General features: G+C 65.4%; 11 protein-coding genes. 3 read left to right on the forward strand and 8 right to left on the reverse strand.

The features are described 5' to 3' along the window. Positions 1-186: 186 nt before the first annotated feature. On the forward strand, positions 187-1518 hold the full coding sequence (locus ACTWLT_RS21395; protein WP_445319909.1) for a helix-turn-helix domain-containing protein: 1332 nt from the start codon (positions 187-189) through the stop codon (positions 1516-1518). Here the strand turns inward: ACTWLT_RS21395 and ACTWLT_RS21400 are convergent. From ACTWLT_RS21400 to ACTWLT_RS21430, 7 genes are all read right to left on the reverse strand, one after another. Then, positions 1515-2171: an HAD family hydrolase gene (locus ACTWLT_RS21400; RefSeq protein ID WP_445319910.1), complete on the reverse strand. Its 657-nt coding sequence runs from the start codon at positions 2169-2171 to the stop codon at positions 1515-1517. The genes ACTWLT_RS21395 and ACTWLT_RS21400 overlap by 4 nt on opposite strands. 956 nt (positions 2172-3127) lie before the next feature. Then, positions 3128-4270 carry a hypothetical protein gene (locus tag ACTWLT_RS21405; RefSeq protein ID WP_445319911.1) on the reverse strand — a complete coding sequence of 381 codons (1143 nt, stop codon included), beginning with the start codon at positions 4268-4270 and terminating at the stop codon, positions 3128-3130. Beyond that, complete coding sequence (locus tag ACTWLT_RS21410) at positions 4267-5547, reverse strand: hypothetical protein (protein ID WP_445319912.1); 1281 nt, start codon at positions 5545-5547, stop codon at positions 4267-4269. Before ACTWLT_RS21410 ends, ACTWLT_RS21405 begins: the two co-directional genes overlap by 4 nt. Before the next feature lie 182 nt (positions 5548-5729). Then, positions 5730-6668, reverse strand: coding sequence for a restriction endonuclease (locus ACTWLT_RS21415; RefSeq protein WP_445319913.1), 939 nt, complete (start codon positions 6666-6668; stop codon positions 5730-5732). A gap of 35 nt (positions 6669-6703) precedes the next feature. Next, a complete protein-coding gene (locus ACTWLT_RS21420) occupies positions 6704-8449 on the reverse strand; it encodes a DUF8724 domain-containing protein (protein WP_445319914.1) in 1746 nt (581 codons plus the stop codon). Then, a complete protein-coding gene (locus ACTWLT_RS21425; protein WP_445319915.1) occupies positions 8449-11532 on the reverse strand; it encodes a DEAD/DEAH box helicase family protein in 3084 nt (1027 codons plus the stop codon). The genes ACTWLT_RS21420 and ACTWLT_RS21425 overlap by 1 nt, the downstream gene beginning before the upstream one ends. Further along, complete coding sequence (locus tag ACTWLT_RS21430; RefSeq protein ID WP_445319916.1) at positions 11529-12656, reverse strand: sigma-70 family RNA polymerase sigma factor; 1128 nt, start codon at positions 12654-12656, stop codon at positions 11529-11531. Before ACTWLT_RS21430 ends, ACTWLT_RS21425 begins: the two co-directional genes overlap by 4 nt. 669 nt (positions 12657-13325) lie before the next feature. On the opposite strand from ACTWLT_RS21430, the gene ACTWLT_RS21435 reads away from it, so the two are divergent. Both ACTWLT_RS21435 and ACTWLT_RS21440 read left to right on the forward strand, forming a co-directional pair. Beyond that, positions 13326-14291, forward strand: a complete 966-nt coding sequence (locus ACTWLT_RS21435; RefSeq protein ID WP_445319917.1) for a GIY-YIG nuclease family protein — start codon at positions 13326-13328, stop codon at positions 14289-14291. 25 nt (positions 14292-14316) lie between these two features. Then, positions 14317-15444: an HNH endonuclease gene (locus ACTWLT_RS21440; protein ID WP_445319918.1), complete on the forward strand. Its 1128-nt coding sequence runs from the start codon at positions 14317-14319 to the stop codon at positions 15442-15444. Here ACTWLT_RS21440 and ACTWLT_RS21445 read toward each other — a convergent pair. Beyond that, positions 15414-15827 carry a very short patch repair endonuclease gene (locus ACTWLT_RS21445; protein WP_445319919.1) on the reverse strand — a complete coding sequence of 138 codons (414 nt, stop codon included), beginning with the start codon at positions 15825-15827 and terminating at the stop codon, positions 15414-15416. The genes ACTWLT_RS21440 and ACTWLT_RS21445 overlap by 31 nt on opposite strands. Between the last annotated feature and the right edge of the window lie 155 nt (positions 15828-15982).

Genomic DNA, 15982 nt, shown 5'->3' on the forward strand with positions numbered 1-15982 from the left:
CGATGACAATGAGTTGGTGAGCTGGAGCTGCCCGGCAGCGTCCGTCGATGCTCGTCAACAGCGAACCGTCCAGCGGAGCCGAGCGGTACCGTCCACCACCCGTCCGCTCGCAACCAGGTAGTGACGGGCCGTAGCGAAGATGGCTAACGTGACCGTCGTCGACAGAGGACGCACGGAGGTGTCCGCATGACCGGACGGCGCTACCCCGCCAACCGGCGGCTAGCGTGGGAAAGGCTCCAGCGGGGCTGGTCCTACGAGGAGGTCGCCGAGCGCATCCGCACGGAGATGAGTCACGCCGGCGAGACCGATACCGGACTGAACGCCAACACAGTGCGGCGGTGGGAAACCGGCGAGCGGTGGCCCGACCCGCGCTACCGCAAACATCTCGTGGCCATCCTCGACAAGCCAGCCGACCAGCTGGGACTGCTCACTCCGGACGAGCTGGCGATGCGTCCGCAGGCAGAGACACTGCACGAGTTCAGGAGGTTGTGGGACATGATCACTGGAGGCGACGAAACCGGCTGGGATCGGGCCAGCGTCCTGCGCGCGTTGTTCGGCGCCAGCATGCTTCCCCTGGTGGCGCCGCTGCTATCACTCGATCCGCAGGCTGCGTACGCCCAAGCCAAGGCCATAGATCCAAGGGCCTACGCCGAGATCGTGCGGTGCCAGCGGACGCTGTACTGGACCAGCCCCGCACGCCCGCTCTATGAGGCCGCGTACGCCCACACACAGCTCGGCACCGGACTCGTCCGCGCGGCCACCGGCACCAGCCGGGTGAACGTCGCCAGCGCCCTCGCCGAATCGGCGCTCCTCACCGCACGACTGGCATTCTTCGATCTCAACCAGCCTGCCGTCGCGCAACGCTGCTACGACGTCGCCCTCGCCGCCACCCGTGAGGCCGGAGACCACGCGCTGGCCGCCACCGTCCTCGGCCACATGGCCTTCATCCCGGCCTTCGGACATGATCGGACCGCTGCCCGATCACTGATCGACGCGGCGCTCCAGCACACCTGGCACGGCGTCAGCCCCGCCGTCCGCTCCTGGCTGCACTGCGTGGCCTCGGAAGTCGAAGCCCGCGCCGGGGCTGGGGCAGCAAGCCGCCACCAGATCGACCTCGCTGCCACCGCGATCACGACGCGACCCGAAATGCCCGAATGGTTCGACTACTACGACACCGACCGACTGCACTCCTTCGCTGGCTATGCAGTTCTCGCCGCTGGCGACCATGCCGAGGCCGCCCGCCACCTGGCCAAGTCCCTCGCCGGCCTGACCGCGACGGGCGCCAAGCAGCGCAGCGTCGTCCTCGCCGACCTGGCCTCGGCGCACAGCAGCGACGGAGACCACGCCGCCGACTACCTCAACCAGGCCCTGGACGCCCTGCAGGCCGACTGGTACGGCACGGGGCTGGAGCGGGTCAGAGCCGTCCGGCAGGTACTCGGCGACAGCCGCGAGGGCAGCCAACTCGACGAACGCCTCGCCGCCCTCGCGACCAGCCGGGCCGCTCTCCCGGGGAGCTAAGCTGCTGACTCGTTGTGCCTGCGTACCAGCTCGGGCAGCTCTGCCAGCGAGTCGAGACGGAAGAGACAGCGCTCGCTGATGGTCTTATCGGCGAGGATGTGTCCCCACGGGCCGCGTCTTACCAGGGCCGTCGCGAGTCCGGCCGCCTGTGCCGGCCGGATGTCGTTGTCCAGTCGGTCTCCGACGTACAGGACCTGAGCGGCGGGGCAGCCGGCCTCCGCGACTACGCGGTCGAAGAACGCGGCCGACGGTTTCTCGACATTCCAGCCGTCCGAGGTGCCGATCACGTCGACTGGCAGATCCAGGGCGCGAAGGATGGTCTCGGCTCGGGCGGTCTGGTTACCGGCCAGGCCGACCTGCACGTCCAGCTTCTGCAGGGCGGCCAGGCATGGCCGAGCGTCCGGGTAGAGGTTCTCCTCGGAGAAGTGCTCCGGCTGCCCGGCGTCGGCCCGGCGCTGCCGCTCCGCAGCGAGGTCGAACCCGGGCCGGAACACCTGGAACGTCTCGCGGTAGTCCTGACCGCGAGCGATGACTGCGCCGAAGACGGCCGAGAAGGTGTGCCGCGGGACGCCGAGCCAGTCGGCCCAGGTGCCGTACTCGCGAGACTCGTCAACGATCGTCTCGCCCACATCGAAGAACACGCTCGTGATCATCCCGCGATTTTGCCTTGCTGGCGCAGGTACATCAACGTGTGCCGCGACCCGGGCCGATCCCGCATCGGTGAGAAGACACCTCGCCCACATCGTGTGGTCGTCTACAGTCGTAGCGCTTCGATGCGCCCTGCTCGCGCCCGCGTCGGTGGTGGCGAGGTCCAAAGAGGAGCGATTAGGCTTGAGATGCGAGGCGGTTCGCCGGGTCAACGTAGCTCAACCTCGGCCACTCCCTTGCCAGCGCGAGTCAACCTGCAGGTCGTTGCGCTAGCCATTCCCGCCTTCGTGGCTCAGGGGCAGAGCATCGGTTTCCTAACCCGATGCTCCGCTTGTGTACCCAGGCTGATGACCTGCAGCTTCTCTCTTTCCGGCCTTCCTGCCCCGGTCGCACGCGCGGGGCGCTGTGATCGCCTGCTGAAGATCAGCAGAAGTGCATAAGCACTGCTCAGTGTCACTTTGCATGGATCGCCGCGTTGGTGGCGTGCGAAGTGCGGCACCAGCTCAAGGCGCCTGGCCTTCTAAACCGTGTGTTGCAGGTTCGAATCCTGCTGGGGCACCCACGCTGAGCAGCCAAAACGCCTACCTGGGCGGCGATTCCAATGGTCCAGGATGTCCCTTTTCGGTGCCTGGTGGGAGCCGCGTGGGAGCGGTGGTAGAGGATTTGTCGGCTAAGATCAATTAATCATCTAGAGGAGTAGATATTCCCTGCTCAGGTGCGGCGCGAAGTTTGGTGTTACTTTGCGGCCAGCCGAAGCGCATGGTGCGTTCGGGGGCTGGCCACTCATGTGGGGTGAGTCCGGATAGGCGGCGAAGATGCCCACCGCCCGTGAGTCGGACGATGGGCATCTTCCGGTGCTCCGCCTATCTGGCGTCGTGGTCGACGTAGACGTACCGGTCTTCCTCGTCGTCCCTGTCCGCAGTTACTGGGCCCTGCCGTGGAAGCCACCTCTCGCGGTCGGCTAGGTGGGTGGCGCCGGCAGCGGTTCACCTAGTAGAAGCGATCGGGCGCGATCGCGGAATCCAGGGTTCAGTCCAGCGGTGGTGACCAGGAATCCCACGACATCGGCCGCCTGTTTAGCCGCCACGTCGTCATAAATTTTCCCGATATCGCCAGGTTCAACGCGGTCGCCCAACGCCGTCACTGCCGTCATCAGCTCCAGCAGCCGCAGTGCCGACAGCACGCGATCGGGCCGGCGCATGATCCGGATGACCAACTCCCGCAGCTTCGTGTAGTAGCTGGGCAGCAGATCGACGCTGACCTCGCTGGGTACGGCACCGTTGCTGCGTAGGCCCTCCAACAGTTGGGCCAACTGCTGTTTTTCCCGGAGCCCCACCGTCCCACCGAAGAGGTACTCCTGCAGGCCGCGGTCCGGGTCAGCTACGTGGGCTGCCCGAATGGCGTGAATGGCGTGGGTCAGGGTTACGAGGTATAGCCAGGTCAAGTCGAGGACCAGCGCGAGGTGACGGGGGTTCCGGGCGTCGAGCTGGCTGGCACATCCACGCAGGTGCTCGACGAGTTGCACGGGATTGCGGTACTCGTCGTAGAGCCAGTACCCGAACTCACGGTAGTCCAGCAGCGGCTTGAGTCGCCCGTCGAGCCCGGTGAAGGCCGCGAGCACCTTGGCTGCGCTGTCCTGGTCGAACAGCCGTGCCAGTGGCGAGACGTCCAGTGGCAGGTCACGGGGGTGTAATGCCTCTAGCTTGCCGAGGTCTTCGCTGGTTAGCGCAGTGATTCCGAGTTTGGTGGTGAGCTGCCGGGCGGCGTCGGTCACGACGCTGTCGCGCACCATATACGCGTCGTCAGCGGCGAAGAAGTCCGCGACTCCCCGAACCCAAAACATGCGGCTGGTTGAGCCGCCGGGTGTGGTCTTGCAGTCAACGATGGCGCTGTGCAGCCGCGACCCGCCGGTGAAGCCAAGGCCAAGCACGTCGAGGTCGGTGAACGACTCCGGCTGCGCGCCGCGCCGGGCCCGATCGGTGGTCCGACCGGATCGGTCGGGGCCCCACACGCCGCGCAGTTGCACATCCAGGCGAGTGGTGTAGCCCATCCTCCAGAGCAGTCGCCGTGACGCGACCTTCAACCCGAGATCCTGCTCGCTCACCGTACCTGCCCTCGACCCATCGCTGCGTCAATGACTTTCTGCCACTGTTTCGGCGAGACCGATGCCTTGCCTCGCATCCGCGTCACGGTTTGCATCGGTGCCGTGAACGGCTGGCCGAGCAAAAGAGCAGCCCGAGCCTGCTCGTCCCCCGCGCGTCCCGCGAGTGGCTCGCCATGAGTTATCAGGTCACGGGCAATGTGCAGGGCTTCCCGGTTGTCTGGGGTGTCGATGAACCGGGGTGTCACCCAGCTACCACCAGGCCACAGGTCGGGAGCGAAAGCGAGCAAACCAGCAGCATGCATGAGGCGATACTGCCGTTCATGCGATTCATGCGGGCGGAGAAACCCCCGGTTGGGGTCCAGCAACTTGTCGATGACGTCCACCAGTGCGCCGGCGGGCAGGCTGGTCGCACCACCAAAATGCTGCCCACACCGCAGACACGCCAGTACCGCCAGCGCCTTCTCCAGCACCGGCTTACGCCCGCGCAACAACTCCCGATCCAGGGTGTACGGCAGAGCCGCGAACGGCTGCACGGTGCCACCGGGCAGCTCCACGGCCGGAGCCAGAAGCAAACCGCGAGCGATCGCATCCTGCAAGACCGGTTCAGCCGCGGTGACCGGCATCCCCTGCTCGCCACGCAACGCTGCGAACGCGTCGGCCAGCTGATGCGCCCCATGCTCACGCACGAGATCGCCGACCAAGTCCGGGTTCTCGAAGCCGAAAAACGGCGAGTACACCACGTCGCCATCGAGTAAAGGGATTGTCTTCACCAACTCGGCGCGGCCTCCGACCTCTAACAGGGCAGGCACCGCAGAGCTATCCAGACCGATGCGCTGGGCGAGTTCCTCGGTTGGCGCGGGTGCGTCGGCGAGGTGGTCGACCAGGAGCACCAACTGCTGTTCAAGCTCTGTAGGCTGCCGATCCCGCCAAGCTTCGCCTAGCCGGGTGTAGAGGTCGTCGTAGTACGGGACGCTCTCGGTGAATCTGGTGATCTTCCCGCCGGAACGCTGCACACCCTCAACGAAGCCCACCTCGGCCAACGCGATGATCACCGGGTCGAAAGCGAATTGATTAACGTCCAGCTGCTCGGCAGCCACCGCCCGCAGCGCCTGGGCATCGGCGATCACATCCTGGCCACGGATCAGCGCCGCTAGACTCGCCGCCATACCGATCAGCTGGGTATCGGCCAGCGGCGTGAGGGTTCCTGAGTTCGGATCAACGTTACGTAGTCCCGCGTGCACGTCCTGGCATCGCAGGCCCTCGTCAAACTGCTTCAACTCGCCCCTCCCCGTCCCACCAGCGGCACCAACCTCGAGCCGGTCGGAGCCGGGACAATCCTGCCAGGCGGATCGACCCGCCGGACACCTGTTTGCGGGCGTCAGCGCTGACCGAATCGCCTCTCATTCAGCCACTGTCGGCGGGTATGACGGGCTCGCGAGGAGCGTGTTCACCCCGGCCGTTAGATCCACAGTCCCCGTGCCGGGCACCAGCAGCTGCCGGTGTCGTTGAGGTGACGGCGTTTGGTGCGAAGCAATTCTGGCAGAGCGATGCGGCCCTCGAGAATATAGAAGAGATCCTCTCCGTCAACGGTGATGAAGGGTGTTCCGCCTGGGTGGGTGGCCTGGAGGAAGCCTTTGGTGAAGCCGTTCACGGCGATGAAGATGCCTAGCGTGTTGCGGCCTTTGCGGCAGATCTTCGCGGTGAAGACGTCCGCCTCGGCTCGGTCGACGGGTTGTTTCCACCACTTGGCTTCGATGAGGTAGTCGTCCGTGTCGAAGTGCAGCGATCCGTCGATCTGTTCGTTGGCTACCGCATAGCCGAGCCGCGGCTCCATGTCATGAAGTTCGAACAGGCGATTTAGGAGATGTTCGAAGTGGCGGCCCCGCCGGTGAGGGTCAGTCGCTTCGTGCAGGCCGAGGAAGTCGGCCTTGATGGAGGACATAGCACGGGTCTGCAGTCTCGTGGCCTCGGCGGCTTGGGCTTCTGCTTCGCGGGTTGCCCGAAGGCGTTCCCTCTGGTGGAGGTCGCGGCGGTACTGACTCGTCAGGCCCGCGAGGACGCTTACCGCGCTGCGGGCGACTGCTATTCGGTCAGCGGCGTCGGTCTGCCGGGCGAGGTTGGGAAAGGTCGTCATCTCGGCGATCTCGGTCATGATCGTGAGGGTCGTCTCGTCGTAGGCGGTTGCGCTCTGAAGTAGGTCGACCAAGGTTGCGGCGACGACGCGCTTCGTCTGAGTGAAGTCGAGGCGTGCGAGCAGCTCGAGGTGATCGCGAAGGTGGCGGCGGAGATATGTCTCGTACGGCTGTTTATTCCAGTGGATCACCGCGAGCGCCTCGGCGAGCGCCTCGTACGCCTGCGGAGCGATGCGCTTGCTCTTGGTGGCTGTTGTGGTGGTCATCTCCGGCTTGCGTCCTCTCTGTCGCGGCCGAAAGGCTAGATGTGGGTGGCGAGGTAGCCGTCGTGGCCGAACAGGGTCGCTCGGTCGAGGTAGTGGTTGAACCGGTCGCAGACCGGCTCGCCGAGGTGGAGGCAGGCGTGGCAGGCGCCGCCGTGGCGGCGACACGCCGGGTCGAGGGCGCATCGGGTTTCGGCGGCCATGAAGGCGTTGAGGAAGTGGTGGAGGTTGTTCTCGTATACGGCTTGCACGCCACCGAGGACGAAGTCTCCACGCGTCGCGGCGTAGATGAAGAAGGTGGCGTGGCTGGGTACGAGGTATTCGCCGAGGCTTTCGCGGTCGACGCCGGCGAAGACGGATAGCTGACGGATGACGCGGTGGGCGTAGGAGTGGACGAGCTCGAGTAGGTCGCGGCCGGCGGGGGTCGCGTCGGGTTCGTCGGTGAAGCGGTCGGGCGTGACCACTTGGCCGGCGACGATGGCGCGGGCGTCACTCGCGTTGACAGGGTGGGGTAGGGCGTGGCCGCGGCGGTTGAGCCAGGTGAGGACGCGCTGCGGGTCGAGGCGGAACATGAGGGCTTCGGATTCTTGGGGGTCGGCGTAGACGCGGGTGCCGCGGCGGCCTGGGAACAGGTTGAGGCGCCCCTTGCCAGGTTCGAGGCCGCCTCGCGTGAAGCCGTAGACGGCCCGGAGGACTGGGAATTTGTCGACGAGGTCGATGGCTTCGAGGCCAGCCCTGTTGATGGCGGTCGGGTAGTCATGTTGGTACATGACGCGGGCGTTGGCTGGCGTTTCGGGTCGAGTCAAGTCAGTGATTCGGATGCGTGATTCAATCGTGGCCAGGGCGATTTCCACCGCCTCGCGTTCAGTGGCCTCGATCCGGCTGGCTGGCGCGCTCGCGAGGCGACCGATTTCCTCCTCGGGAGCGAGTTCACCGGCGGCGCTGGCGATGGCGGCCATGGCCTCCGCGCTGGAGCGTGAATAGCCTTGGCTCATGAAGTTGTCGATGGCCGATGACTTGGTTGGCTTGTCGGATCCTGGTTTGAGTGAGACGAACCCGCCGATGGCCCAGGCGAGGGCGCGACGGGGGCCGCCGGCTTCGGTGATCTCGGCCATTCTTCGTCGGTTACGTGGGTTGATCAGGGTGAACGTCTGAGGGGTGTATACGGTGGAGGCTCGGTGAATGTTGTAGACGAGCATTGTTGGGTTGCTGCGGGTGTTGTTCCATGACCGACCGCACGGGCATTTGCGGAAACCCATCCCTTGGCGGGTTTGCCTGTCACAGATGGGGCAGACGAACCGGATGCGGGCGGCTTCCATGCTTTTTTGGTAGGGCATGCGGCACAAGTTGTGGACGGGGCAGCGCGGAATGCTAGGTGCTTCGAGCATGCCGCATTCGTGGTAGCCGACGAAGTGAAGCTGGTCCCAGCTTTTCTTTGCTCCGCAGACTGGACAGTTGGGGTGGTGGCGATCTTCCACGACGCGGCAGGCACGGCAGATGTAGACGTTGGGGAACTGTTCGACGCGTACGCCACGGTCGGGGTTGACCTCGACGACTTCGATTGGGTGGCCGGCGTGTAAGCCGCGAGCGATGCCCGCGTCGTCGCCGCGGAAGGACCAGCCGTTGATTTGTTCGATCAGTTTGCGGCGGAGGACTGTGTCGTCGACGTCGACGCGGAGCGGGTCTTTCCACTCGACGGTGCGGTAGATGCCGCCTCGCAGGTCACCGGTCTGCTGTGGTAGGAAGCCGTAGAGGACTTGTGAGCCGCTGCGGTTGTCTTTCATCAAGAGTCCTTGGCCTGGTCGTCGCTGATCGGGATGCGGGCTTCAACGTCGCGTAGCGAGAGCATCGGCTTGCGGTCGCGGCCGAGCAGATCGGTGGGCCACCGCGCGCCGGTTCCGTATTCCTGCAGGCGCACGAAGTAGCCCTCGAGCAGGTCGACCTCGAGGTCCTCGCGTAGCAGGTGTTCGGTGTCCCGGATGCCAAGGGTGGCCGCGACCGCGTCGACCTCGGCCTGCGGCGACAGCCCGGTGAGGTTCACGTAGTCGCGGAGCAGGTCAACGGTGGTGAGGCGCTGCCGCGGAGACTTTGGTTCATGCACGAACAGGCGTCGGGCCTCGACCGCAGCGGGTGTGGTGAGTTCGAGTACTCGGCGGCTGGAGCGGGTGACCGGAATGGGTTCGATGAACCTGTCGCCTTGCTCGACGAAGGCTCGGAAGTGGCTGTAGACGGTGGAGTCGCGCTCCCTGCCTACCTTGTGAATCACGTAGACGAGGCCGGGATAGGTGCGGCCCACCCGAGCGGTGGCTTGGATGAACTCCGCCGTGGTGAGCGGGACGCCGAGTACGGTCATGATGTTGAGGCGGTCCACATCGACACCGTGGGAGAGCATCGATGAGGCGGTGACGACGTGGATGCGTTCGGCGAACTCGTCTTCGGGGCTAAGTAGGTCGTCGAGTACGTCGCGGACGTCAGCGAAGTTCGTTTGGCCGGTCAGCGACTCCACCCGGAGCGGGTCGATGGGCACCTGGGTGCCCATCGAACGTCGGGCTGCCTCGACGTCACGAACAGTGTTGCCGTAGATCACGTCGGTGCCATAGAGGTTGAGCAGTTCGTCAGCGGCGGCAGGATCGATTCCGATCTCGGCGCACGTGGCGTCTCGGGCCCTGATCAGCCTTCGGACACTGTCCTGCAGGATCGTAGTGGTCCGATCGGACACCCATTCCAGGGTGACGCCGCGGGGCCACACGGCGACGAATCGGCGCAGGAGCTGATCGGTCTCGCGGCTCCAGAAGCTCTGTCCCGCCTGAGGTCCGGGTTGTGGAAACACCCGGCCGGGGCGGGAGTACAGCACGTCCACCTGCCGTTCGTAGCCCTCTAGGGTCGCCGACGACGCGATGATCTTCGGCGCCGTTCCAGTGAGCTCGCGCTGAAGGCCGTCGAGGATGGCCTCGTAGTGCGAGTCGACCGCGCCGAGTGAGTCCCGGAGTAGGTGGAGCTCGTCTTGCAGCCGGAAGCTCGGGGCGAATCGGGCTCGTTGCTCTTCGTTGATCGTGGTGGTGACGGCGTCGCAGTCCGGGACGAGGCAGCCACCCTTGCGGGAGCCCCGTTTGGCGTAGGTGAAGCCGTGCCCGTCGCGAGTGCACCATGCCGTTGGTCCGTGTACGAAGCCCCGCATGCTCGCTTGCATGCCGACGACCGACGCCTTGTCGAGGGTGCCAATGACGACGGTGGGTAGGAACCGGTAGATCTCGGCGTCGACGACATAGATGGGCAGCGGTTCACCCTTGGTGCGACACGAGGGATTCGCGCAGAAATGTTCCAGGCGCCACACGCGTCGGTTGAATCGCACCTCAACACTCGGCTCGGCGCAGAAGGAGCACCGGCTGAGCACCTTGTACCGCTGGGGCATGGCGTCGTCTTCGACGTCGATCGAGTTGTATTCAGTGGGCTGTTTCGGGATGTCGTTGGGCGTGGACGACGCGCCAATGAAGTATCCCAACGAGATCGGGTGCCCCTTGATGGCACGGTCCTGCCGCACGACCTCCGCGGCGCCGAGCGCGTCAGCGAACCGCTGCGTCTGCTGCAAAGAGAGCATCCGAAGAGGGAACCGACTCCAGGCGGTTATGCCGGAAGGTTTGCCACGCAGCCTGTCGAAGAACGCCGCGAGGATGAGCAGGCCGAGATACGTCTCGGTCTTGCCGCCCCCTGTGGCGAACCAGACGATCTCCACCATGTCCCACTCGCTCGGTCCGTCGGTGAGGCTGGGTAGGACCGAAAGGATGAAGCCGATCTGGAACGGGCGCCAGCCGTGGTAGCGGCCACGGACCGATCTGGACATCGCCTCGTTCATGAGCTGGAACGCCCGCCTCAGGACGTCGTTCTCCCCGAGGATCGCCACGCCGCGGCGCACCCGCTCGACCTCGGCGCGGTGATGGCCGGCGGCCTCGCGGGCTTCAGCGAGCATCTCCGCGCTCCAACCGTCGGTGCTCGCGCGGCGGGTAAGCGTGTCATCGGACCAATGCTGAATTCCCCACTCCTCGTAGGCGAGTGTCAGCGCGGTGAGCTGCGGGATCGGGTCCGTGGCAAGTATGTCGAAGCCAAGGTCGAGTTGGTCGGGCGCCGTGCCGTCGAACGTGTACTCGGGGCGTTTCCGTTCGACGACGATGGTGTCGGCGGTGGTGAGGACATCGCCGTTGGAGTGAGACTCGACGCCGCAGTTGATGCCGATCGCGGTGAGGCTCCGGTCGTAGCGGAAGCTGTCCGGCAGGCTCTCCAGGGTGTAGGGCACCGTCGGCATGTTGAAGATCGTCATCTGCGCTTGGAACAGGTAACGCTCTCCGCGAGGCAGCCCCTTGCTCTCCTCTGTCGTGTTCACGAACTCCACGGTGAGTTCGGGAGTTGCGTCTCGCCACGACTCGTCATTGACCCGGATTTCCGCCGACGCAGCGATACCCACTGCGCGTAGGCGAGCGGTGATCTCATCCGCGCCGAAGATCATCTCTGGAAGTCCTAGAGCCATGGTGATCGGAACATCGACCTCGATCACCTCAGTCTTCGCCCACTTGTTCGAGGACTTCTTACCTTCGCCGTTGGCGATCTGGTACCAGCCGCAGGCGGTGACCCGGACGGTGAATGCCCAGGGCCCAGGTGCGGCAGGCCGCAGCCGGATGCCGATGGCGCAGGGATCCATTCGTCGTTCGCGGCCGGGACGGGCGATGGCGGCGTTCTCCGGCGCGAGCCGTCCCAGCCAAAAGACCCCCGCCGGGTCAACGTCAAGCGTCTCCGTGTGGTCGCCACGGCCCTCCGCGGTGACTCGCTCGTCGAGCCACCGCACGAAACGAGTGTGGGCTTCGTGTTCTCTCATGCCGCTCTCCCCAACACCAGTTCCGCCAACGCGCGAACATCTCGATCCTCGCGAAGGACCTTGAAAATCTTGGCCTCAAGCTGGCGCACCCGTTCCCGACTGATGCCATGGTCGGTCCCAATGGACTCCAGGGTCGCCTCGTCCTGATCCCCGAAGCCGAAGCGGGCTTCCACAATGCGCAGCGACCGGGGATCGAGAACCTCGGTCAACCGTTGTCGCAGTCCAACCGCGACGTCCGAGGTGACGACGGCTTCCTCGGGGCCAGGCTCGGTGGCCACCAGCACAAAATCGCCGAGAGTCGCGTCGCCATCACCGGCGGCCACCGAGGCGTCGAGATGAACGACGGGTGAAGACCAATCCAGGAGCGCCTGCACTCGTGCCGGGTCTTCCTGTACGCCATCGGCAATCTCCGCGAGGCGAGCAGGGCGGCCGTTTCGCGCCTCGAAGGAGCGCGCGTAGTTCTCGACCTTGCGCACCTGCTCCCACACGTGGACAGGGAGCCTGACGAGAGTTCCGGTGTCGGCGATCGCGCGCTCCACCGACTGCCGAATCCACCACGACGCGTACGTGGAGAACTTGAAACCCTTCTCGGGGTCGAACTTCTCAGCGGCTCGATGAAGACCTTTCACACCCTCCTGCACCAGATCGTCGAAGTCCAGGTCGCCTGACCGGTGGGTGTACCTGCGCATCATGCTGGTCACAAGGCGAACGTTCGCGAGGATGAGGGCGTCGCGGGCCTGTCGGCCGTCCTCGATCAGAGCCCGCGCCGGCGGGTCGGGATCGACCCCCAGGCTGGCCGCAGTCTCAGCGGCCTTGAGGCCGAGTTGGACGCGCCTGCCGAGGTTGACCTCGTCCTCCGCTCGAAGAATGGCGTGGGTCCGCATCGACGCTGGCAAGGTGGCGGCATCGCCTCCAGCCGGCCGCCCGCTGTCAGGCGCTATGCCGACCGGCGCGTCGACCTCGACCCGGAGGTCGCGCAGGGCCAAGACGACCTCTGCCAACGCGTCACCCAGGCCGCGTGCCGTGACGACACGTACCACGTCGGTCCATTCCAGCTTCCCCGCGCGCTCCGCGTCGTCGGCCAGTACGGCCACGCAACGGGCGAAGTCATCACCCTCGCTCACCCGAACGTCTCCTCCATCTCACGCTTTCCAACCTGGCAACCCACGGCTCGAAGCCAATCGGGTTGATAGGCCCTCGTGGGCCCTGCCCCGCTCTCGCCTGCCCTGAGAAACATGGAGGACTTCCACTCGTCCCGCAAGGGATCGGCAAGAGTCCATTTCGAGCGTGTCAATGTCACTCGATATGGTTCGCCGTAAAAGCGCGTTACGCCCGAAGCGTTGACGGCCGCCTTTCGCTCAGATAGGTTCCTGCCGTAGCCCAGATGTAGGCGTGGCCCGCTTCGCGAGGCGTATGCCCTGCTCCGGCAGCAGTCGTGGCCGAAGGGCCCCCGGCTACTCGGTACCTTCTGTTCGCATGCACGGGCCTTCACTGGCTGATCTGCTGACTCTGAAAATCATCCGTTCGGGTGATCTGGCCTTGCTCGGAAAACGTGAGGCCTGCTCGCACGCGGGCAGTCGGGTTCCCGACCATGTTGGAAAGCGATCATGCCGCAGATGCCATCGGTGGTCTGTCCGCAGAATCGACCCCGGGAGCGGTCGGCCTGAATGGGGCGGCGGCAATGGTGCGCGGGTGGCCGGGTCCTGACCCGCGAGGGTGATTACCCCCGGGCGCTGTCCTGTCGCGGCTCGACCGGTTACAGCTTGCCGCCTCATCGCCAACTTGGACTGACGGTGCTGGCGGCCGGAGCGAAGGTCTCCCCGACTGGTTGGCACGCCGGGCGGGACATGTCAGACTGCGAAACCCGGATCGGCGAACTCTCGGAGGCGACGTTGGCAGAAGAGTGGGCGGCTGAATTTCGCCTCAGCATCACTCGCGCGCTCGCCGATCAGTTAGAGACCACCCTACGGCCACTCAAGCCCGCCCCCTTGACAGCCGTCGCGCTCTCCGCGGTGCTAGGGCGCCCCGGCGTGTACGCACTGTTCTTCAAGGGGGAACGCGTCTACGTCGGGAAGGCCGCTAGGTCACTGCAGGACCGGCTGACCCAACACCTGCGCAAGTTGTCCGGCAGAACAGGGCTCGACTCCGCAGCCGTTGAGTTCGTCTGTGTCTACGTTGACGAGGATCTGGACGCGGCGGCACCGGAAAAGCTGCTTATCAAGAAGTATCGGAAACACGACAGCATCCCCTGGAACACCAACGGGTTCGGCAACAAGGACCCGGGGCGCAATCGCGACACGAGCGTGGTCAAGGCGGCGCACTTCGACGCCACCTATCCCATCGACCTTGAGTACCAGTGCCAGCTGCGGCGTAGCGAGCAGTCGGTCGCGGTCGTGCTGGAGGCCGCGAAGGCCCAGCTCCCGTACCTTCTCCGCTTCGAAAGTAGCGCTTCCGCCAGGAAGACCTTCCGGGACCTGTCGATGGTCGTCCCCGCAGGGCCCTTGACCGCAAAGGACCTTGCCCAGCATCTGGTCGCCGCCCTACCCGCGGGATGGCAGATGACCGCCTTGCCTGGCTACCTCATCCTGTATCAAGAGCATCGACGGTATGGCAGCGCTCTCGGCTGGTGGCGACAGGAGCCGGGCGGTGATGTCCTCTTCACCCCGGGTCCCCGCCAGTTCGCCGCGGGAGCGGTGGACGCGGAGGCAGCGGACTCGGGAAGTGGCGATGCCGCATCACTCTTCGAGCTCGACGCGTAACGGCAATTAGTAGAGGCATTTTGAAATGCCCAACTTCATCGATTACGTCGACATTGGTCCCGCCGCCGCGCGTTCGCAGTGGCAGGCCGTCCTTGCGCGTACTCCGGTCACGGCGGGCCGGCAGGTCAACTTCCTTCCTGTCGAGACGCTGACGTGTCTCGCCGCGAGTTTCCTGGTCAACCACCGGAAGTACGGTGGCTCTACAGCCCACTTGGCCGAGGAGCCTGTCCCCACGCTCGGGCGCCTGTTCCAGCGTCCGAACAGCAGCGTCTTGGCCAAGATGGCGAACCTTGACGGCAGTCGACGCAATGGTGCCAAACACGAGATCGAGGTGGCCGCTCATCTCCTCGCGGTACCTGGGCGCCTTGGGGTCATCTACCGGGTCATACTCGCCGCCGCGCGAGACCTTGGCATCGGCTCGAAGAACCTACCGGACTTCCTCAGCCTCGCCGACGACGGCGGTGAACTGCGACTTAGCGGTCAGGACCGACTAGAGACGGCAGCGGTTGAAAGCGCGGTACAAGCTACCTCGATTGAATGGCTGAAGTCGCGGGCCGATCTCGACGAACAGACGACGGAACGTCTCCTTGTCGCAGCCGTGCGTGTTGGTCAGCACCGCTTCGCCAACGAGGTGCTACGCAACCATCACCATCGCTGTGTCTTCTGCGGCCTGTCGGTGAAGATTGCGGGTGACAGAGCCGCTCGAATGCTGGTGGCCAGCCACATCAAGCCATGGCGGGTGAGTACGCCGGCCGAGCGCTTGGACGCACGTAACGGCCTTACCGCCTGCCCCACGCATGACGTCGCGTTCGACACTGGGCTCATGACTGTCAACGGCGGCCTGCGTATCCATCTGAAGCCGTCACTTGCAGACGCCGTGCTTAAGGACGCGGCGGCTCGAGCCGCATTTGGCCGACCGCCACTGGCGGATTCCCTTCTGCTGCCCGCGACCGCGCCGTCTCCGCGGGCGAGGTATCTGAACTGGCATCACCACCATGTCTATGGAGGCACGCCATCGATGGCGCCCAGCGAACTCCGACCGCGAGCGCGGCCGGAACCCGCTGGCTCTCCGTCGCCAGTATCTGCCCGCGACCTGGCGAACCACTCGCGCCGGGCGCGAGATCAAGACGACGGAGCGGACCGTTCCGAATGAACTCGCCGACTGGCCGCCGCCCGAACGGCGGCCGCGACGCGTTTGACAGCGTCGTGTGGATCCTCGTGCTCCCAAATCCTGATCACGGTCCAGCCGGCTTCGGCGAGCAGTCCGTTGGTCTCCGCGTCACGGGCGCGGTTTCCAGAGATCTTGTCGCTCCAGAAGCGGTCGTTGGCGCGAGCGGGGCGGTAATGCTCGGGGCAGCCGTGCCAGTAGCAGCCATCGATGAAGACCGCGACGCGGGCCGCGGGAAAGACGACGTCAGCGGTTCGACGTAGGCCGGTCAGTGGTCTGGCGTTTACTCGGTACCGCAAGCCCATCTTGTGCAGAAGCGAGCGTATTCGTCGCTCTGGGCCTGTGTCTCGCGCCTTGTTCGCGCGCATGACTGTCCGTACGGCCGGGCTCTTCGCCCAGGACGATGAGGTGGTGTCCGGTGGGATGAGGAGCCCTCGGTCCCAGGCCAACCGCCATCCTTCGGCCAGGTTGTCAGCCCGGGTGGCGTGTTCGACCTCGCCGAGGTATCGAGCGGGTGAGCGGC

The organism is Micromonospora yongxingensis (assembly GCF_052601155.1).